The organism is Denitrificimonas halotolerans, assembly GCF_034259425.1.
GTDB classification, from domain to species: Bacteria; Pseudomonadota; Gammaproteobacteria; order Pseudomonadales; family Pseudomonadaceae; genus Denitrificimonas; species Denitrificimonas halotolerans.
In genome coordinates this window covers 31,958-50,611 of sequence record NZ_JAXIVU010000006.1, presented here as the reverse complement: position 1 = coordinate 50,611, position 18,654 = coordinate 31,958, and the positions used below count along the sequence as shown (strand labels likewise).

General features: G+C 44.7%; 20 protein-coding genes and 1 pseudogene. 7 read left to right on the top strand and 14 right to left on the bottom strand.

Annotated elements, in window-relative coordinates; genetic code table 11:
- Position 1: 1 nt before the first annotated feature.
- From nrdB to TOI97_RS06150, 5 genes are all read left to right on the top strand, one after another.
- Positions 2–1,135, top strand: a complete 1,134-nt coding sequence (nrdB, locus tag TOI97_RS06170; protein WP_456077546.1) for a class Ia ribonucleoside-diphosphate reductase subunit beta — start codon at positions 2–4, stop codon at positions 1,133–1,135.
- The gene (yfaE, locus tag TOI97_RS06165; protein ID WP_321553249.1) at positions 1,136–1,429 is read left to right on the top strand and encodes a class I ribonucleotide reductase maintenance protein YfaE; all 294 of its coding nucleotides are present in this window, start codon (positions 1,136–1,138) and stop codon (positions 1,427–1,429) included.
- A gap of 178 nt (positions 1,430–1,607) precedes the next feature.
- The gene (locus TOI97_RS06160) at positions 1,608–2,318 is read left to right on the top strand and encodes a histidine phosphatase family protein (protein WP_321553248.1); all 711 of its coding nucleotides are present in this window, start codon (positions 1,608–1,610) and stop codon (positions 2,316–2,318) included.
- A 53-nt stretch (positions 2,319–2,371) separates the two neighbouring features.
- Positions 2,372–2,686, top strand: coding sequence for an SCP2 sterol-binding domain-containing protein (locus TOI97_RS06155; RefSeq protein ID WP_321553247.1), 315 nt, complete (start codon positions 2,372–2,374; stop codon positions 2,684–2,686).
- Positions 2,687–2,762: 76 nt separating this feature from the next.
- The gene (locus TOI97_RS06150; RefSeq protein ID WP_321553246.1) at positions 2,763–4,700 is read left to right on the top strand and encodes a DUF389 domain-containing protein; all 1,938 of its coding nucleotides are present in this window, start codon (positions 2,763–2,765) and stop codon (positions 4,698–4,700) included.
- A 48-nt stretch (positions 4,701–4,748) separates the two neighbouring features.
- Here the strand turns inward: TOI97_RS06150 and speE are convergent, their stop codons facing one another.
- The gene (speE, locus tag TOI97_RS06145) at positions 4,749–5,612 is read right to left on the bottom strand and encodes a polyamine aminopropyltransferase (protein WP_321553245.1); all 864 of its coding nucleotides are present in this window, start codon (positions 5,610–5,612) and stop codon (positions 4,749–4,751) included.
- Positions 5,613–5,705: 93 nt separating this feature from the next.
- On the bottom strand, positions 5,706–6,680 hold the full coding sequence (cysB, locus tag TOI97_RS06140; protein ID WP_321553244.1) for an HTH-type transcriptional regulator CysB: 975 nt from the start codon (positions 6,678–6,680) through the stop codon (positions 5,706–5,708).
- A 127-nt stretch (positions 6,681–6,807) separates the two neighbouring features.
- Here cysB and TOI97_RS06135 point away from each other — a divergent pair, with 127 nt between their 5' ends.
- Complete coding sequence (locus TOI97_RS06135) at positions 6,808–7,560, top strand: 4'-phosphopantetheinyl transferase family protein (protein WP_321553243.1); 753 nt, start codon at positions 6,808–6,810, stop codon at positions 7,558–7,560.
- A gap of 25 nt (positions 7,561–7,585) precedes the next feature.
- On the opposite strand, the gene TOI97_RS06130 is transcribed toward TOI97_RS06135, so the two are convergent.
- The 5 genes and pseudogenes from TOI97_RS06130 to TOI97_RS06110 form a co-directional block, all read right to left on the bottom strand.
- Positions 7,586–8,332 carry an S-methyl-5'-thioinosine phosphorylase gene (locus TOI97_RS06130; protein WP_321553242.1) on the bottom strand — a complete coding sequence of 249 codons (747 nt, stop codon included), beginning with the start codon at positions 8,330–8,332 and terminating at the stop codon, positions 7,586–7,588.
- An 11-nt stretch (positions 8,333–8,343) separates the two neighbouring features.
- Positions 8,344–9,342 carry a beta-N-acetylhexosaminidase gene (gene nagZ / locus TOI97_RS06125; RefSeq protein WP_321553241.1) on the bottom strand — a complete coding sequence of 333 codons (999 nt, stop codon included), beginning with the start codon at positions 9,340–9,342 and terminating at the stop codon, positions 8,344–8,346.
- Positions 9,327–9,869, bottom strand: a complete 543-nt coding sequence (locus TOI97_RS06120) for a L,D-transpeptidase (RefSeq protein WP_321553240.1) — start codon at positions 9,867–9,869, stop codon at positions 9,327–9,329. Before TOI97_RS06120 ends, nagZ begins: the two co-directional genes overlap by 16 nt.
- A 72-nt stretch (positions 9,870–9,941) precedes the next feature.
- Positions 9,942–10,571 (bottom strand): annotated as a pseudogene (locus TOI97_RS06115) (TetR family transcriptional regulator); the annotation flags it as partial.
- Between the two features lie 148 nt (positions 10,572–10,719).
- Positions 10,720–11,553 (bottom strand): undecaprenyl-diphosphate phosphatase, encoded by an 834-nt coding sequence (locus TOI97_RS06110; RefSeq protein ID WP_321553239.1) that lies wholly within the window; start codon positions 11,551–11,553, stop codon positions 10,720–10,722.
- A gap of 200 nt (positions 11,554–11,753) precedes the next feature.
- Between TOI97_RS06110 and TOI97_RS06105 the strand changes: the two genes are divergently transcribed.
- Entirely contained in the window at positions 11,754–12,251 is a 498-nt protein-coding gene (locus TOI97_RS06105) for a SprT family zinc-dependent metalloprotease (RefSeq protein WP_321553238.1), read from the top strand.
- Between the two features lie 5 nt (positions 12,252–12,256).
- On the opposite strand, the gene TOI97_RS06100 is transcribed toward TOI97_RS06105, so the two are convergent.
- The 7 genes from TOI97_RS06100 to zapE form a co-directional block, all read right to left on the bottom strand.
- A complete protein-coding gene (locus tag TOI97_RS06100) occupies positions 12,257–13,618 on the bottom strand; it encodes an ATP-binding protein (RefSeq protein WP_321553237.1) in 1,362 nt (453 codons plus the stop codon).
- Positions 13,619–13,641: 23 nt separating this feature from the next.
- Complete coding sequence (locus tag TOI97_RS06095; RefSeq protein ID WP_321553236.1) at positions 13,642–14,319, bottom strand: response regulator transcription factor; 678 nt, start codon at positions 14,317–14,319, stop codon at positions 13,642–13,644.
- Positions 14,320–14,534: 215 nt separating this feature from the next.
- Complete coding sequence (gene ttcA / locus TOI97_RS06090; RefSeq protein ID WP_321553235.1) at positions 14,535–15,359, bottom strand: tRNA 2-thiocytidine(32) synthetase TtcA; 825 nt, start codon at positions 15,357–15,359, stop codon at positions 14,535–14,537.
- A gap of 66 nt (positions 15,360–15,425) precedes the next feature.
- On the bottom strand, positions 15,426–15,821 hold the full coding sequence (locus TOI97_RS06085; protein ID WP_321553234.1) for an MliC family protein: 396 nt from the start codon (positions 15,819–15,821) through the stop codon (positions 15,426–15,428).
- A gap of 106 nt (positions 15,822–15,927) precedes the next feature.
- Positions 15,928–16,869, bottom strand: a complete 942-nt coding sequence (locus TOI97_RS06080; protein ID WP_321553233.1) for a putative 2-dehydropantoate 2-reductase — start codon at positions 16,867–16,869, stop codon at positions 15,928–15,930.
- 45 nt (positions 16,870–16,914) lie between these two features.
- Entirely contained in the window at positions 16,915–17,445 is a 531-nt protein-coding gene (locus TOI97_RS06075; RefSeq protein WP_407651326.1) for a C40 family peptidase, read from the bottom strand.
- A 52-nt stretch (positions 17,446–17,497) separates the two neighbouring features.
- Complete coding sequence (gene zapE, locus TOI97_RS06070; protein WP_321553231.1) at positions 17,498–18,616, bottom strand: cell division protein ZapE; 1,119 nt, start codon at positions 18,614–18,616, stop codon at positions 17,498–17,500.
- Positions 18,617–18,654: the final 38 nt, after the last annotated feature.

Genomic DNA, 18,654 nt, shown 5'->3' with positions numbered 1-18,654 from the left:
TATGAAATACAGCACTTTCTCAAAAATTGATAATGACCAGCTCAAAGAACCTATGTTTTTTGGGCAACCGGTTAACGTAGCCCGTTATGACCAGCAAAAATATCCAATTTTTGAAAAGCTGATTGAAAAACAACTCTCATTTTTCTGGCGTCCGGAGGAAGTGGACGTCTCCCAAGACCGCACTGATTACCGTAACCTACCAGAACATGAGCAGCATATTTTTATCAGCAATTTAAAGTACCAAACACTGTTGGACTCTATTCAAGGTCGCAGTCCAAACGTTGCGTTCTTGCCTTTAGTGTCTATCCCTGAGTTGGAAACCTGGATTGAAACTTGGTCATTTTCAGAAACCATTCACTCACGCTCCTACACCCACATTATTCGTAATATTGTGAACGATCCTGCTGTCATTTTTGATGACATCGTAGGTAACAAACACATCATTGAACGTGCCGGCGATATCTCCAAGTATTATGACGATTTGATTCATTACAGCATGATCTATAATAAATGCGGTCCAGGCACCCATACCATTAACGGGCAAACTTATGAGATCGATTTATTTGAACTCAAACGCAAGCTCTACCTATGCATGATGAGTGTGAACGTTTTAGAAGCCATCCGCTTCTATGTCAGTTTCGCCTGCTCTTTTGCCTTTGCCGAGCGCCGCCTAATGGAAGGCAACGCTAAGATCATTCGCTTAATTGCCCGCGATGAAGCCTTACACCTAACCGGCACTCAACACATCATCAATATTATGCAAGACGGTCATGACGACCCCGAAATGGCAGAAGTAGCCCGCTCATGCCACGCAGAAAGCATCGAAATCTTTAGACATGCAGCTCAGCAAGAAAAGGAATGGGCTGCCTACTTATTTAAAGATGGCTCAATGATTGGCTTAAACGAAGGCATTCTCAATCAGTATATTGAATACATCACCAACCTGCGCATGCACGCGGTAGGACTTGAGCCGATTTTCAGCAATGCTTCACACAACCCCATCCCATGGATTAACGCTTGGTTAGTTTCTGATAATGTACAGGTTGCGCCACAGGAAGTTGAGGTCAGCTCTTACCTAGTTGGGCAAATCAACTCAACAGTATCGGCCGATGACCTGGGCGATTTTGAGCTGTAAATGAAAGCACCTATTCAAGTTATCACTGAAGATCTGATTTTTAAGCTAGAACCTTCAGAAACACTATTGGAAGGGTTAGAGCGCACAGGACACCAGGTTGAATACCAGTGCCGCAGTGGTTATTGTGGTGCTTGCCGGGTAAGCCTGCGCTCTGGCAGCGTCAGTTATGCCAACACCCCACTAGCCTTTCTACGACAAGATGAAATTTTACCTTGCTGCTGCCTTGCTGAAGAACCTCTAGTGGTTAAAGTCAGCCTAAAAAGCAAATACAGTATTGAAACTCAAGAAGACTGATTGCCCCTTGCATACCACTAGGGGCAAGCCCTTTCGACATGCCGACAACACACCTGTAAACTAAACTGTCAGCTCCTTGGCCCCTTCTTTTTCAAACAAACGTATGATTTATTATTGACAGCCTTACCAGTTCGCAATAACCTGCATGAACAATTGAATCATTCAGGCGCACAATGATTTGGGCACTATTTATTTAATCCGTCACGGACAAGCCCCATTTAGGGCACAAAATTATGATGTTTTGCCACCTTTTGGTGTGCAACAGTCAGAAATCCTTAGTGATTATTTAATTAACATCGGTGTTGAGTTCACGCAGTGTTTCAGTGGTGATATGAGTCGCCAGAAAAATACAGCCCAAATTATTTTAAGCCACTATAGAACTATGCAACAACCAACTCCGCAACTCAGTATTGATAGTGCCTTTAATGAAATTAATGCAGATGCCCTGATTCGTTTAATGCTGCCGCATATCACCGAGCACGAGCCCTATGCCATCGCAAACTTACGCAACCCCCTGCAAGATCGAAAAGAATTTCAATACTTATTTGCCATAATTATGCAACGCTGGGCAACAGGTCAAGATAACATACCTAAACAGTTGCATTGGTCCACCTTGGGAGGCACAGTGCATGCAGACATGCAGCGTATTTTAGAAACAGCTCAAGAGCATGAGCACATCGGTATTTTCACCTCCTGCGGTACAATTACTGCTTACTTGCACTTGCTCAGAGGAAGGACAGCACAGCAAACATTTGAGTTGAATTGGCAAATTGTAAACACTTCATTGAACCGCCTAAAATTTCGTAACGACCCAGTGGCTCCCACTTCTTTTAACAGTCACCCGTACCTAGACCTGTTAAAGAATCAATTGCTCATCACCTATCGATGAACAGTAAAAGTACGCGGCATATACCGCACAACAACGTTAAAAAAGGATCTATTATGTCTTCTACAGCAGAAATCATCCAAACCCTAACCGCTCAATTCAATGCTGACGCAGCGGCCGGTTTAGACCTCATTTTCCAATTCAATATCGAAGATGCTGAAAACTATTATGTTGTCGTTAAAGACGGCACTTGCGACGTACAAGCAGGCGATAATGACGATGCTAATGTAACCTTGATCATGGACAGCGAAACCTTTAAAGGTATCGCAACCGGAGAAACCGATGGCATGCAAGCATTTATGGGCGGCAAACTACGCGCTGAAGGCGACATGATGCTAGCAATGAAACTGAGCGAACTTTTCCCAGTTTAATTTGTAGTACTATGCTGTCATGAAAAGCCGGATCTTCATCCGGCTTTTTTAAGCTTAATGGTTAAGGAGATGGCCTATGTTATGCAGCAAAGCTTTATTTATCTATGACGACGCTGAGAACCCTAAAGTACAAACCGTTATAGCCTTTGCCAAAAACAACTGCATTAACCTAGAACAACTCTCTATCCAAGCCTTCTTAGAGCAACCAGGCCGTCCTCTCGATTTTGCCGAACATGTCATAGCTCTATGCACCGATGCTGACTTAGCTCCACTCATTGATCAAGCCAAGTCATTAAATTTCAGCTTAGGCATTATTCCCACCGACAGTCATCAAACGCGCTTGCGTGAATGGTTTCTGTTCCACGGCAAGACAGATGAACACATTCAGCTAGCCTTTAGCACATCCACTAAACCCATTGATGTTTTACGCTGCAATGATGAAGTTGCGCTAGGCTCTATTATGTTAGGGCAAACACCTTTCTTAGATCAAAGAAGTCGCACCTACCGCAAACGTACCGAGTCAACCCTACATCGTATTTTTTACTTTTTTGTAGTCCTATGGGGTGGTTTACGTAATCTATTTAATATTCACCCCTTTGCGATCACCTTATCTGTAGGCGAAGAATACAGCGTAAAAACAGCAATTACCGGCATGGTCTCAATTGAAAACAATGTCCACAATGCTGCTGCCCGCCTAATTAACACGAGCATTTCCATCCAAGATGGAAAGGTCTCAACCTTACTCATTGCTCCAAAGTCCATCAGCCAGTACCTTAGCTTCTTATTCAAAGCATCTTTTAACTCTGATAAAAAAGTCACTCGCTTACCCAACTCTATGAGTTATGTGCGCAGTAATTACTTACGCGTAGAGAGCAACACCCCCCTCACCTATTACGTTGACAGCCAAAAACGCGAAGCACAAAGCATTGAACTTGAGTTGTATCCTGAAGCAGTACATATCAACTTACCGGAAGCCTATTACGAAACCCAAGGCGGTCAGCGTGGTGGTAAGGATACTTTAAAGCTTGAGAACTTACCGTTGAATGAACAACGCTTAGACATGATTCAACAACGTTTACCCTTATTTACCAATGCTTTAGAAGATGACTTCAAAGAACTTTTTGTACAGTTGCGGCGCAACGCTCAAAGTAGCAGTAGTTTTGTCGCTTTAATGATGCTCAGCAGCCTCATTGCTAGCCTGGGCTTGTTTCTATCCAGTTCAGCTGTGATCATTGGTGCTATGGTGCTCGCGCCGCTTATGTCACCAATTATATCTCTAGCAATGGGGCTCCTACGTAATGATCATTCATTGATGAAAAATGCCATTACTACCATTGCTAAAGGCATCGCGTTAGCTTTAACAATGGCGGCACTCATAGCGCTCATTATTCCCATTACCCGTGTCACACCAGAAATAGCTGGACGATTACACCCCAATTTACTGGATTTAGGTGTAGCCATTTTCTCCGGTATTGCCGGCGCCTATGCTTACGCACGGGAAAGCATCATGAAAAGTATGCCTGGAGTGGCTATTGCAGTAGCCTTGGTACCACCGCTTTGTGTGGCTGGCATTGGAATTGGCTGGTGGGATTGGCAAATCATCAGTGGTTCAGCACTCCTTTTCACCACTAACCTAGTCGGGATCGCCCTATCAGCATCTTTAACATTCTTGGTGCTAGGCTATGCCCCACTGGTTAAAGCACGTCGGGGTTTAGCCTTATCAAGCGCACTGATGCTAGCTATTGCTATACCACTCACTTGGTCATTTCAGAGTATATACAGCGTCTGGAAAGTAGAACAAAAAGTTAATGCCATGTTTATGGAAGTTCATGGGAAAACTCTACACATTGAAGCGCTGCAGGTACAAGTTGGCTTAAAAGAAACCTATCTTAAACTAGAGGTCAGCTCCAACAGTGAAGTGACATACTCTGATTTAAAAGCATTAAAAGTTCATTTAGAAGAGCAGCTCAAGACCGTTGTTCGTTTAGATGTGACTCCTCGTATCAGCTTATAAAGATCACTTACCGAGCAATAGCCAACCCCAGCCAAGCCGGCTAAGCTCTTAATCGTTGTTGAGCTTATCCACCGCCTCAAGCACATACTGCGGCAAAGCAAAAGCTGCACAGTGTATCTCTGGATTGTAATAACGAGTACGCACGCCGCTTGCAGCGAAGCGCTGGCGTAAAGTTGTTAAGTCTACCTGACGCATTTGTGCCTGTTTAGCAGCCCACACAAAGGTCATACTGCCACCTATATAGGTTGGCACTGCAGCATGATAAAAATGCCAATCGGCAAATAAGTCTTTAATGCGACTAGCGGTCGTTTTAACTTCTTCAAGCTGTAAAAAGGGTGTGCCATTTTGTGCGACAAAAACCCCTCTGTCAGTTAAACAGCGATAACAAGCTTGATAAAAATCTTCCGAAAATAAAACTTCTGCAGGGCCAGTTGGATCTGGGCAGTCACTGATAATCACATCAAAATGTTCAGTACAGTTAGCTACAAAGCTCATGCCATTATCAATCACTAGACGCACCCGAGGATCCTCGTAAGCACCGTCAGAATGGCGTGGTAGATACTTCTTACACATATCAACCACCGCTTGATCAATTTCCACCATAGTAACATGCTCTACATTGCTATGCCGACACACCTCACGCAACATCGCACCATCACCACCGCCAATGATTAAAACCTTACGGGCAGCCCCATGAGCTAAAATCGGAACATGAGTGAGCATCTCATGGTAAAAGAACTCATCAGCCTCAGTAGTTTGAATGGCACCATCTAAAGCCATTACACGTCCCATTCTAGTGTTTTCAAAAATAACTAAGTGCTGATGTTCAGTACGCACTTCGTATAGCATTTTATCTACGCTAAAAAACTGTCCATAGTCTTCATGCAAAGTTTCGCGGTAATAATCGCTCATACTGATCCTCACTCTTTTAAATAAACTGCAGCAATTATACGGCACTCACCAGACCATAAAATGACGTGCAATCTTAGATGTTCACTACTTGCTTTAAAGTACTGGCAGTTCAATATTTTTAAACAACTCATCCACTTCATCGCGACTGCGTGCTTGAATGACTTTTAACTGCAAATCTTCATCAAGATGTGGGGCAAAACGCTCAATAAAATCACTCATAAAACCACGTAAAAACGTACCACGACGAAACCCTATTTTAGTCACACTCGATTCAAATAAATGACTCGCATCTAACGCAATTAAATCCTGATCCTGCTGCTCATCCACCGACATGCCCGCCACAATTCCAACCCCTAAGCCCAAACGCACATAAGTTTTAATCACGTCAGCATCTGCTGCAGTAAAAATCACTTTTGGCTCAAGCTCCACCTGTTTAAAGGCTTCATCCAACTTTGAACGACCGGTAAACCCAAAAACATAAGTCACAATTGGGTATTCGGCAATAGCTTCCAGTGTCAACTTAGGTAGTTTAGTCAGAGGATGCCCTTTAGGCACTACTACAGACCGGTTCCAGCGATAGCATGGCATCATGATCAAATCACCAAACTTATCCAGACCTTCGGTGGCAATAGCAAAATCCACAGTACCATCAGCAGCCATTTCAGCAATTTGTGCCGGCGTGCCTTGATGCATATGCAAAGCCACATCCGGATACTCTTGCATAAAGGATCGAATCACAGGGGGTAATGCATAACGTGCCTGAGTGTGGGTTGTAGCAATAGATAAAGTGCCCGCACGCTCATCGGAGAACTCCTGCCCGATTTGCTTAATATTTTCACATTTACGTAAAATTTCTCCGGCCATACGAATAATGTGCTCACCTGGAGCCGTGATCCGTGTTAAATGCTTACCACTGCGCGCAAAAATCTCTACTCCCAACTCATCCTCCAAAAGACGAATTTGCTTGCTTATGCCAGGCTGGGAGGTATAAAGAGCCTGTGCAGTGGCAGAAACATTTAAACCATTTCTCGATACTTCCCAGATATAACGCAATTGTTGTAACTTCATAAGGCACCTCAGCAGTAGAATATAAGCAACATATAAAACAATTACGTTCTTATAACTGTATTAGCGTATTTATTCCAGACTTATAACCAATATTTTATAATTAAATGCCTCAGGATGGATCAAACAGATGATTTTTGCAGCACAGTTTTCAGGATTTTTAGAGCATGTCGAACAAGACTGGCCCTTCCCTCGCCACCTCACAGAATGCACCCTAGTTTCAACGCAATATCAGCAAAGCGCTGTGAGTTCGACACTCTATACCCAATACAACCTCCCTATGCCCCAAGCTGCAGAAAAACGTCAAGCAGAGTTTTTAGCGGCGCGACTCTGCGCGCGCGAAGCATTACGCCTACAACTCAAACACGCTCAGTTTCCTAGTCAGAAAAAGAACAGCCGTGCACCTGTTTGGCCCTATGGTAGCTGTGGTTCCATGTCTCATAGCCATCCCATTGCCGCTGCTATTGTTGGTAGCACAAAACATTGGAAAAATTTCGGTTTAGATATCGAGCCCCCGATCAGCATTACGCGCTCACAACGTCTAGCGAAAGCCATTCTGACGACTAGTGAGCACAAAGTATTTTCCACTTTGTCAGCAGAGCAAGCTGCGCACTACTTAACCTTAGTATTTTCTTTTAAAGAAAGTCTATTTAAGGCCCTCAACCCACTTACCGACTGCTATTTTGGATTTCATGATGCGCAAGTCACGACAGTAGACTTGGCCGAACAAGGCTTTGCTTGCTTAAAACTGAATAAAAATTTATCGAGGAATTGGCAAGCAGGCCATGAACTGGAAGGACAATTTACTTCTATACAAGGCAATACAATGACTTTAGTGGGCATTGCAAAGGACTTTAAAGATACCATAAGCCATGCGACCTAACATAGCTTATGGTTTTAAAGATGAGTTAATCAGCCGCACCTAATAGACGTGCTAAAACGATCTTCACCTTAGACATCCCCACATTCACCGCTGCATCAATTTGTGCTTTTGTGATTGTCGCGCCATTAGACTTACCTGCTGCACGGTTGACGACTAAAGCTAAACAGGCGTAGCTCAGACCAAGCTCACGCGCTAAAACGGTTTCGGGCATACCTGTCATGCCAACAATATTGCAACCATCGCGCTCCATTCGCGCCACTTCAGCTACTGTCTCTAAACGAGGGCCTTGTGTACAACCATACACGCCTTGGTTATTACAGCTATAACCACAAGCAGCAACTGCTGCGATTAAACGCTTACGTAATATTTCATCATAGGGGTAACTGAAATCCACATGGGTCACATGCTCAAGGTCCCCTTCATAGAGGGTATGATCACGCCCCGAAGTATAGTCAATAATTTGATCAGGAATCGAAAAGCAACCGGTTTGAAACGTGTCTGAAATACCACCCACCGCATTGATGGCTAAGATATGGGTTGCACCAGCCTGACGTAATGCCCAAAGGTTCGCCCGATAATTTACCTCATGAGGTGGAATACGGTGTGGCTGACCGTGACGCGCCAAAAACAATACATCACGTCCTGCATACTCACCACGGATCACTTCCGCTGAAGGCGAACCGTAAGGGGTGTCAATAAACATGGCGTCGCGAATTGTCAATCCTTCTAGCCGAGTTAGCCCTGTACCACCAATGATCGCGTATTTATTCAATTTACCACCTCTTAATTGTTGGTTATTAACGCATTGAGCGCCTGTCGCGCAGTTTGCCAGCGCGGATGCTGTTGAAAGTCATGCTGCGCTATATATTGCCCATACATAACATTTAATTGTGAACAAGGTATGACACATTCATTTTGTAAGGCTACTAACCCTTGCTCTGCGGCCGCTCGATCGTTGCATAATAACCCAACATTACAGCCAGCGGTAAGTGCTGCCAGAACCCTTTGTGCAGCATTACCAGCAACCTGTGCTCCCGCCATCGATAAATCATCGCTAAACAGCACACCTTGGTAGTTTAATTCATTGCGTAAAATATCTTGCAGCCAAACTTTTGAAAAACCTGCAGGCGCAGCATCAACCTGCGAATAAATCACATGGGCAGGCATCATACCGGCCAATTGATGTTGCAAATTCTTAAACGGCAACAAGTCTGCACGGCGAATCTCCGCCAAACTGCGCTCATCCACCGGAATTGCTACGTGCGAGTCTGCCTCAACCCAACCATGTCCAGGGAAGTGCTTGCCTACAGCTGGCATGCCTGCAGCTCGCATCCCCTTTAAAAAAGCCCCTGCTAAACTTTCTATAATTGTTGGATCTTTACCAAAAGAACGCAAACCAATAACGCTACTGCGACCATGATCCACATCCAAAACTGGAGCAAAACTGAAATCAATGCCCATAGCTAAAACTTCCCAAGCCATAAGCCATCCACAATCCTCAGCTAACTGCACAGGGTTGAGCGCACTTTGTAGCAGCCCCATAGCTGGGAGTTGCACAAAACCTTGCCGCAAGCGCTGTACACGCCCACCTTCTTGATCAACACCAATCAACAAATCACTGCGCACCGCTCGAATGGTACGACATAACTCACGCACTTGTTTTGGATGTTCAATATTTCTAGCAAATAAAATCACCCCACAGACTTGGGGTTGGCGTAACAACTGGCGGTCTTCTGCTGTTAAATAAGTACCGCCAATATCTAGCATCAACGAGCCTTGCATGATGATTCCTTAATGGCTGCCTGCATAATTTGTGCTTGAGTAGCATCTACACTGATATCCACAGGGCAAGCATCCCCTAGCTGTATATAAAGCTCAATTAAATCTTGATTAGCCATACGTATACAGCCATGTGAGCAAGCTTGACCCAGTAAGTGCTCATCGGCCGTGCCATGAATATAAATATACCGTCGGAAGGTATCAGTAGAACCCAACCGATTACGCCCGAGCTCACAGCCGCTAAGCCACAGAATACGACTTAAAATCCAGTCACGCTCTGGGTATGCTTGATGCAGTTCTGGGGTCCAAATTTCGCCAGTCCACCGACGTCCGCGCAGTACCGCCATCGCCGGCAAATCTGTACCTATTTTGGCACGAACATAATGTCGTCCACGCGGTGTACAACCGCTACCGTTCTTTTCGCCCGGTCCATTAAGCGCTGTAGAAACGGTATAGATTCCTTGCAGTTGCTGCTCAGAAAAGGCATACAGGCGCTGTTCTGCAATAGAGACATGCAGATAATCAATCATTGCTTCACCACGCTTAATAAATTAAGCCATCGTTTTTTTAATTACTGGCTGCGTACCTACACTTTCGATCACGCTCTCTGTGCGCACACCCGCCGCTAGTACCGGTACCATTAATCGCAACACTTGCTCAGTGCTCATGTGCACATCGTACTCATCCTCAACAATGGCACGCAAGGCCTTAATGCCTGACATCGTAAAAGCTGCGGCCCCCATCATAAAGTGCACACGCCAAAACATTTCTACAGGGCAGATTTCAGGTGCAGCCTGATGCAATAAAAGCATATAACGCTGGAATACTTTGCCATACATTTCATTTAGATAACGACGTAAGTGCCCTTGGCTTTGACTGAAAGCTAAACCTAACAAGCGCATAAAAATGGATAAATCATTACCACTGCGCGGCTCAATAGTTAACACCTGCTCAACCAATAAATTCAGCAGATCCTCAACACTAAGATCAACTTGTCCTTCTGCCTCATAACGATCCAACTGAGCATCTAAACTTAAGCACAACGGCTCTAAAAACCTAGAAAAAACAGCTTGAATTAAAGATTTTTTCGAACCAAAGTGATAGTTTACCGCAGCCAAATTCACCCCTGCTTTACTGGTGATCAGTCGCAACGAAGTTTCTGCAAAGCCCTTATCGGCAAACAGGGCCTCTGCCGCATCTAAAATACGCTCAACAGTATCTAACTGGGCCATATCTATTCCACATTGAAATAAAGGTGTTCAAACATACGTTTTAAACGCATTTACTGTCAAGTCAATGCGCACAATGGACACCTTAAAAGCAATAGCCGTCGTACTTGATCTTCGCCTTACGCTAACACAACGGCAAGCAACCACACTCTTACTCACCAATAGAAGTCCAATCAATAAAGCCCAGCTGCCATGTTGCTAAAATCAATAAACCAAAAGCAATACGGTACCAAGCGAACACCGCATAACTATTATTAGCAATAAACTTCAATAGCGCACGCACAGCCAACATCGCAAAAATAAAGGAGGTTACAAAGCCAATAACAAACACCCAGACATCTTCACCGCCAGCAAATAACTCACGGTGTTTGTAAACAGAATAGACTGTGGCACCTACCATGGTAGGCATGGCTAAAAAGAAAGAGAACTCTGTAGCAGCCTTACGGGATAAGCCAAAATATAACCCTCCAATAATGGTGGAGGCTGAACGTGAAGTACCAGGTATTAAAGCTAAACATTGAGCACAACCAATCTTTAACGCTTGCTTCCAAGTCACATCATCAACCGTCTGCGCGGCAACTTTATGCTTGCGTTTTTCCGCCCAAAGCATAATCAAACCACCAGTGACCAAAGCTGTAGCAACAGTAATAGGGTTAAACAACCACTGCTCAATTAAATCAGCAAAGCTTAAACCTAAGATCACTGCTGGAAAAAATGCCACTAATAAGTTCACCGTAAAACGTTGCGCAGACTGTTCTCGAGGCAATCCCACAACAATTTCTGCAATTTTACGACGGTATTCCCACATCACTGCTAAAATCGCACCGAGCTGAATAATAATGTTAAAGGCTTTAGCGCGCTGACCACCAAAATCAATTGCATCAGCAACAATGATTTGGTGCCCAGTACTTGATACAGGTAAAAACTCCGTTAACCCTTCAACCACCCCTAAAATAAATGCTTGTAAAGCCAACCAAATATCCATAATTTCCCGCTTATAAGTCTGTAGGCACAAAGAAAGCTCAGCATCTTACCTTTGAACCGTTCATTTTTCACTTGATATCGTTTGACCTAAGCACTTTGCTCAATAAAAATACTTCTCCAACTTCAGCAGCAGAAGCCTAGATAAAAATGTTAAGATAAATTATTTATAATATCCCTCATTCTCCTAGCACTCATTGAGCCATGCCAGACTTACTTCAAGCGCGTGTTGAAGCATGCTACCAAGCGGCAGAAAACTATTTCCAACGTGCGTTTAAACGCCCCACCATTAGCTTCCAATTGCGCGGAAAAAAAGCCGGAGTTGCACACATTTGCGAGAACCGCCTTCGCTTTAACCCTCAGTTATATCAAGAAAATTTGGAACATTTTTTACTGCACACCGTTGCTCATGAAGTCGCCCACATGGTGGCCTATCAAGTGTATGGTAAGCATATCCGAGCCCATGGTCATGAGTGGCAAGCAATCATGGCAAAAGTCTATCAACTTCCCGCACAGCGCTGCCATAACTATCCAGTACAACACTCAAAACGTACGCATTACCTCTACCATTGTAGCTGTCCTGAGCGCGAGCCCTTTGCTCTCAGCGGCCAACGGCACGCTCGTATTAAGAAAGGCATGCATTACCTCTGTCGTCAGTGTCAAACACCCTTGATCTATAGTAAACAGCAGGTCCAGTGCTAAAACGCCTAATTCAGCGGAAAAAGAATCCTAAACTGCGCACCACCCAGCTCAGACTCTTCAACGAACAACTGGCCGTTATAACTATCAATGATATCCTTAACAACTGCTGTACCAATCCCTTGCCCAGGATACTGAGTGTCTAAACGTTCTCCCCGCTTTAGAATCCGATCTCGTTGGTGCGTTGGCACACCAGGACCATCATCTTCAATGATCAATTCACAGTCAGTTTTACTCAGTCGTGCGCTGATTCGCACCTTACCCAAACATAAGCGATATGCATTTTCTAAAATATTACCCATCAACTCGAGCAAAGCACCTTGCTCTACCGGCACACGTAATTCAGCAGCAAAAGCTTGCGTAACTTTAACTTGCTTATCCCGATAAACCTTATCTAAAGCTTCAAGCAAGCTCCCTAATAGCGGTTTAAGTTTCACTTGATAACGCAGCAAGCCACTTTTACGTAAACTAGCCCTTTGCAGCTGATAACTGATCTGCTGACTCATACGATTGACTTGCCCTTGTAAAGTTCGCGCTTGCTCAGCGTTATCTGCCTGAGTCGAAAGTACCTCACCTACACCCTGCAATACTGCCAGTGGTGTTTTTAAACTGTGCGCTAAATCATCTAAAGAATGTCTGTAGCGCTCACTTTGTTGACGCTCGCTTTCCAACAGGCGGTTTAAAGATCGAGTTAAACGTAACAGCTCTCGTGGATGATCATCACTTAAACTATCACGTCGACCTTCCTCTACATCATCCAGCTCGGCGCTTAAACTGCGTAAACTACGAATCCCCCAACCTAAACCAAGCCACAAAAAGCCCAACAAAAGCAATAAAGCAAAACCAAGCCAGATATAAAGTTGACGGCGCAAGCTGTCATACATCGTTTTATAATCACTAACCGGCTGCATCGTCACGATACTAAAAGCCGCTCTCTGCCCTCTTAGTAAGTCCACCTCAACGTCATAAACAAAGAACTCACGCCCATCAACCCCCTTAGTCCTTAAGAAATCATGGCCATAGCCGTCATACTTCGGTTTATAGTTGATGACCACATTACTCAGATTACGCGAACGCCATAAGAGCACACCTTGATCATTATAAATAAAGCCAAGTTGTCGGGCTGGTAACAGATCAAACTCTTCATCGGGCAGCTTGGCCGGCATATGCAACTGTCCATCAATGATCTGTGCTGCAGAAATAAGCGCACTAGCATCTGCGGCCAAACGTTGCTCTATGGACTCTTCTAACGCTGTAGTAAAAACTTGGCGCAAAGCCGGAAATAAAGCGAGAATAAATAAGAGCACAGTGACAGCTGCACCGAGCATTAAGCGCACACGCAGGGAAGAGGAACGATTACTTTTACGCATAAACGCGCCTATAGTCGAAGCATTTAACGGCAAGCCTCAACAAACAAATAGCCTTGCCCACGCACTGTTTCAATAGGTTTAAATCCTGCATCACCTTCTAACTTGCGCCGCAAACGCCCTACTAAAACCTCGATCACATTAGGATCACGCTCCTCATCATCAGGGTAAAGCTGCTCAATGAGACGATCCTTAGAAACCACCTGTTGATGATGACGCATTAAGTACTCTAAAATCCGATACTCATAAGCTGTTAACGCTAAGGGTACATCATTTAAAAATGCTTGCTTACGGTTCAAATCCAGGGACAAAGGACCGGCTTCAATGGTGGACTGTACAAAGCCTGATGAACGACGCAACAGTGCATTTAAACGTGCCTCAAGCTCTTCAAACTGAAAAGGCTTCACCACGTAATCATCAGCGCCAGCAGCCAAACCTTCAACTTTATCTTGCCAATTGCCTCGAGCGGTTAAAATTAAAATTGGAAAGTGTTTACCCTGCTCACGCAATGTCCTGATTAACTCGAGACCACTCATCCCTGGCAAACCGAGGTCCACAATGGCTAAATCATGGTTGTATTCCGCCACTCGATACAGCGCTTCCTCTGCATCAGCTACCGCATCAACCACATGACCATCCTCTCCTAGCCGTGTTAAAAGGTGGTGACGCAACAACGCCTCATCTTCAACGACTAATACCTTCATAGATGACCCTCTTTGAGTGATGGTTAGCTGACTAGATAGCAAGCAAAAGCATCCTACTATCTAATCTTTGCACGATATTGTACCTATATTGCCAAAAACCATCTGAACAGGGGCTGAACCCACTGCACTGAGTGTACAATCGACTCCATACGCAATTTCCTACTGCTCAAAGCCATATATCAACGCACTATCAAACAGAATTTAAATATCGAACTTTACAAACTCATGACATCTAAAAATCGAGGTTGGGCATGGTTATCAATGGATAAACTCTCAAAATCAAATAAATTACGATCCGCTAACTGTGATGGTGCTACATTTTGTAAAGCACGGAACATAATATCTAAGCGACCCGGTGTTTTTTGCTCCCACTCCTGCAGCATCCCCTTCACAATTTGGCGCTGTAAGTTTTCCTGCGAACCACACAGATTACAAGGAATAATGGGAAACTCCTGAAGCTCCGCATACTTGGCAATGTCACTTTCTTTACAATACGCTAAAGGACGAATGACCACATTGCGGCCGTCATCTGATAACAGCTTAGGCGGCATGGCTTTCAGCGTTCCACCAAAGAACATATTCAAGAAAAACGTTTCTAAAATATCATCACGGTGATGACCCAATGCCATTTTGGTAGCACCAATCTCATCAGCAAAGGTATACAAAGTGCCGCGGCGTAAACGTGAGCATAAAGAACAGGTTGTTTTACCTTCAGGGACTTTTTCTTTAACAACCGAATAGGTATCTTTTTCGATAATGTGGTATTCGACACCTAAAGCTTCCAGATAAGTTGGCAGCACATGCTCTGGAAATCCAGGCTGTTTTTGATCCATATTCACCGCGACTAAAGAAAACTGGATGGGCGCCACTTTCTGTAGGTGTAACAACATATCCAACATAGCATAGCTGTCTTTACCACCGGACAAGCACACCATGACTTTATCGCCATCTTCGATCATATTGAAATCAGTTACAGCTTCTCCCGCTTGGCGCTGTAAACGTTTCTGTAATTTCTTCTGATTGACTGACATCGTACGCATGAGAGGATCCGTAACAGGTAAAAAAAAGCATTTTACCTGTTACGCTGAATAAACCCTAGTATCCTCTTACAAGTTCTTTAGCTGCTGTAACCAACCTTCTTTAGCAACTGTACAATCACGTAGAATAATGACATCTTGCGCACTTTCAGCGGCATCCTTTGCTTGCCAAGATAAAACACCGTAATCACTCTTTGAGTGCCAGATGTAACCGCGTTCAGCATCAGTCGATACATAGCGTGCTCCCGAGGCGCTGGTCTCAACCTGCATTGGAATCTGTTGACCTTCAATCTGTACCACCGCGTAAGAGTCGCCAGCATCAGTATTGAAGTAAGTCACAGGAACAGATACACCCCGCTCGCACTGATAGTGCACTTGTTGCATCGTTTGCGTTTCTTCTGCCATTGCCCAAGACGTCACTACAGAGGCTGCAAGTAAACATAACGCTTTAATTGATTTAGACATATTCCATCACCTTTTGGTTTAAACATTAATGTATTGAACTTGGCGGTTTAACCCAATAATTCAAACCTACTTCACCCGACGCTCAATCACTTAATACCATACTTAACTATTTAGCTGATACATGATTCAATAGTTGTAGCAACATATGAGTTTTCGGCATCACACAACCCACTGCCTGTGCTGCATCAATAGGTGCCTGATAAATGGCTTGTAACTCCATAGGCCGATGAGCCCTAAAGTCATGATACATACTCGGCCAATACGCTGGCATGCTTTCAGTAAACTTAAGCATACCGTGCACCATTTTTTCAGGTAGCTTGTATCCGCAAGCGGCGGCAGCTGCCACTACTTCTTGCATCAACTCCATTACCAAAGCATGTGTGCTTGGATCTGTCATTAATTGTTTGGTATCGCTATCAAGCAATACAGACAAACCATTGTAAGGAACGTTCCATACCAATTTTTGCCAACGCGCCTCCTGCAAGTCCGCAACCGCTTTAGACTCTAAACCTGCTAAACTAAATAATTCTGCAGCTTGCTGGGCAATCGCAAATCCTTGTTCGGCTGTTGCCGGTCCGCTGTGATAACCGGGATTAATGCGCCCCTGTGCCTGATGCGCACTGACCCCTGGGGCACTACGATGCACCCATATAAAACATAGACCGCCCAACAAGTGAACGGCGGGATCCAGTAATGGTCGCAACTGTTCTTCAACAGCAAAACCATTTTGTAATAGCATAACCTTACTGCCCGGCGCCGCAGCTTGACGAACAATAGGTGCTAAAACTTGATTACTGGTTGTCTTAGCACAGACTAAAATCCAGTCACATTTTGGCATCTGTGCTACATCATTCCACGCATTGACTTGTGGCAACGCCAGCTCACCATAGATTTCACTATAGAGACGCAAACCGTTTCTCTTGACATGAGCATACTCAGTGCGCAAAAGAAAATGCACCTCGAAACCTGCTCGCGCGAGCATTAAGCCATAAAAACTACCAATTGCACCGGTACCAATAATTCCAATACGTGGCCGCTGCTCAACCATATCAACTCCCTTACTGTTCACTGCACCGCTCTGTTTTATGTTGTTTTAAGGATGGGCGACCAAAGTATGTCCGTTCAAGACACGTTTAGCTGTTAGGTAAGCTTTATTCCAATATCTATTGTCTAGATGGTCCAATCGTACTGTCCCCCCTGATGACGGAGCATGTACAAAGCGCCCGTTTCCCACATAAATACCTGCATGACTGACACGACCATGGCTAGCTGTGCTGAAGAACACTAAATCTCCACTGCGCAACTCATTACGTGATACACGCTGACCTTTCATTTGCACCATTTGTGCAGTGGTACGAGGCAAACGAATACCCGCTGCATCCTGATACACGTAAGTAATTAACCCACTACAGTCAAAGCCTGATGTTGGTGTATTCCCACCCCACACATAAGGTGTACCCACCAAACCAATCGCACGAAATAACACATCATCAGCGGTAGGGTTCAAGGCTGAAGAAGCGGTGGTACGTGGTACCGTCATGGGCTCCTTAACAGTAGTTTGCGATGAGCATGCAGTTAAAAAAATAATACTCGCGAGTCCAAACAAGCGAAGGCTAGCAAACATGCGGCGCTTCTCCTTAAAAAGATGTGAATGGCACTATAGCAAAGCACACCCACTACTTTGCAAAACTTTCCAACTGCATTGCTTTTAAGCGACTAAAAGTACGACGAAATGCAAAAGCTAAATAGCCTCCAGTATAAAGCTTATCCAAAGCCACATCTGCTTCAATGTAAACTGGCACACCACGATCGTAGCACTCATCAATGAGCGCAATAAAGCGACGCACACTATCATCCCCAAGCGCCAAGCTCGGTAAATGCCGATCACCTGCATCCACCCGTACCGCACCATCCTCGGTACCACGAGCAATCTTTGCAGCTTGTTGCTGACCACCTAATGCTGGGACTGCACTTAATAAAACAACCTTAAAACGATCACAGAGCTCAATAAAGTCAAGCGCAGCAAAAGGCTGATCACACAGTGCAGCATACTCACACCACACCACTTGATCACTGTAACCCTCAGTCATTAAGCTACGCGAGCCAAGTAACAGCTCCCCTTGAAACGCTGTTTCTCCTAAGCTCAACTCGGCAAACAATGCTGGCATCATGCTAGGATGATCTACGGCTTTGCACCAATAACGCTCTAAAACCTCCCCTGCGTGCAGTCGATGATCCTGCTCACCATCTACACTGACCAAATTTAGATACTGCTCTAAAGCCGCAACCGCTGGTAAAAAACGTTCACGATTATAACCGTCACTATACAACTGCGCTGGCGGCTGGTTAGACGTAGCAACAATCACTAAACCACGTGCAAATAAAGCTTGGAAAAGCCCGCCTAAAATCATCGCATCAGCAATATCACTGACAAAAAGCTCATCAAAGCAAAGCACTTGAATTTCTTGCGCCAACTCATCAGCAATCGCTGCCAAAGGATCAGCAGTTCCAGTCAAGCGAAATAAGCGCTGATGTACATCACGCATAAAGTGATGAAAATGCTGTCGTCGTGCAGGCACTGTTAGGTTCCGGTAAAACTGATCCATTAACCAAGTTTTACCGCGCCCAACGCGCCCGTATAAATATAAACCACGCACTCTAGACGAGCCCTGCTGCAGACTTATATAGCAAGCATTTAATGCCTCAACCGCTTGGCGCTGGGCAGGGTCATCAATGAAACCATTGTCTACCGCTTGCGCATACGCCTGAGCAGGCGTTTGTTTACGCTCCTGCATGACCTACCCTATCCATCGAGCCCACATCACAACACCTG

Bases quoted from the DNA above. Each gene is read 5' to 3' on its own strand.
- nrdB (WP_456077546.1), top strand. From the start codon at position 2: ATGAAATACAGCACTTTCTCAAAAATTGATAATGACCAGCTCAAAGAA.
- yfaE (WP_321553249.1), top strand. From the start codon at position 1,136: ATGAAAGCACCTATTCAAGTTATCACTGAAGATCTGATTTTTAAGCTA.
- TOI97_RS06155 (WP_321553247.1), top strand. From the start codon at position 2,372: ATGTCTTCTACAGCAGAAATCATCCAAACCCTAACCGCTCAATTCAAT.
- TOI97_RS06150 (WP_321553246.1), top strand. From the start codon at position 2,763: ATGTTATGCAGCAAAGCTTTATTTATCTATGACGACGCTGAGAACCCT.
- speE (WP_321553245.1), bottom strand. From the start codon at position 5,612: ATGAGCGATTATTACCGCGAAACTTTGCATGAAGACTATGGACAGTTT.
- cysB (WP_321553244.1), bottom strand. From the start codon at position 6,680: ATGAAGTTACAACAATTGCGTTATATCTGGGAAGTATCGAGAAATGGT.
- TOI97_RS06135 (WP_321553243.1), top strand. From the start codon at position 6,808: ATGATTTTTGCAGCACAGTTTTCAGGATTTTTAGAGCATGTCGAACAA.
- nagZ (WP_321553241.1), bottom strand. From the start codon at position 9,342: ATGCAAGGCTCGTTGATGCTAGATATTGGCGGTACTTATTTAACAGCA.
- TOI97_RS06120 (WP_321553240.1), bottom strand. From the start codon at position 9,869: ATGATTGATTATCTGCATGTCTCTATTGCAGAACAGCGCCTGTATGCC.
- TOI97_RS06110 (WP_321553239.1), bottom strand. From the start codon at position 11,553: ATGGATATTTGGTTGGCTTTACAAGCATTTATTTTAGGGGTGGTTGAA.
- TOI97_RS06105 (WP_321553238.1), top strand. From the start codon at position 11,754: ATGCCAGACTTACTTCAAGCGCGTGTTGAAGCATGCTACCAAGCGGCA.
- TOI97_RS06100 (WP_321553237.1), bottom strand. From the start codon at position 13,618: ATGCGTAAAAGTAATCGTTCCTCTTCCCTGCGTGTGCGCTTAATGCTC.
- TOI97_RS06095 (WP_321553236.1), bottom strand. From the start codon at position 14,319: ATGAAGGTATTAGTCGTTGAAGATGAGGCGTTGTTGCGTCACCACCTT.
- ttcA (WP_321553235.1), bottom strand. From the start codon at position 15,359: ATGCGTACGATGTCAGTCAATCAGAAGAAATTACAGAAACGTTTACAG.
- TOI97_RS06085 (WP_321553234.1), bottom strand. From the start codon at position 15,821: ATGTCTAAATCAATTAAAGCGTTATGTTTACTTGCAGCCTCTGTAGTG.
- TOI97_RS06080 (WP_321553233.1), bottom strand. From the start codon at position 16,869: ATGGTTGAGCAGCGGCCACGTATTGGAATTATTGGTACCGGTGCAATT.
- TOI97_RS06075 (WP_407651326.1), bottom strand. From the start codon at position 17,445: ATGTTTGCTAGCCTTCGCTTGTTTGGACTCGCGAGTATTATTTTTTTA.
- zapE (WP_321553231.1), bottom strand. From the start codon at position 18,616: ATGCAGGAGCGTAAACAAACGCCTGCTCAGGCGTATGCGCAAGCGGTA.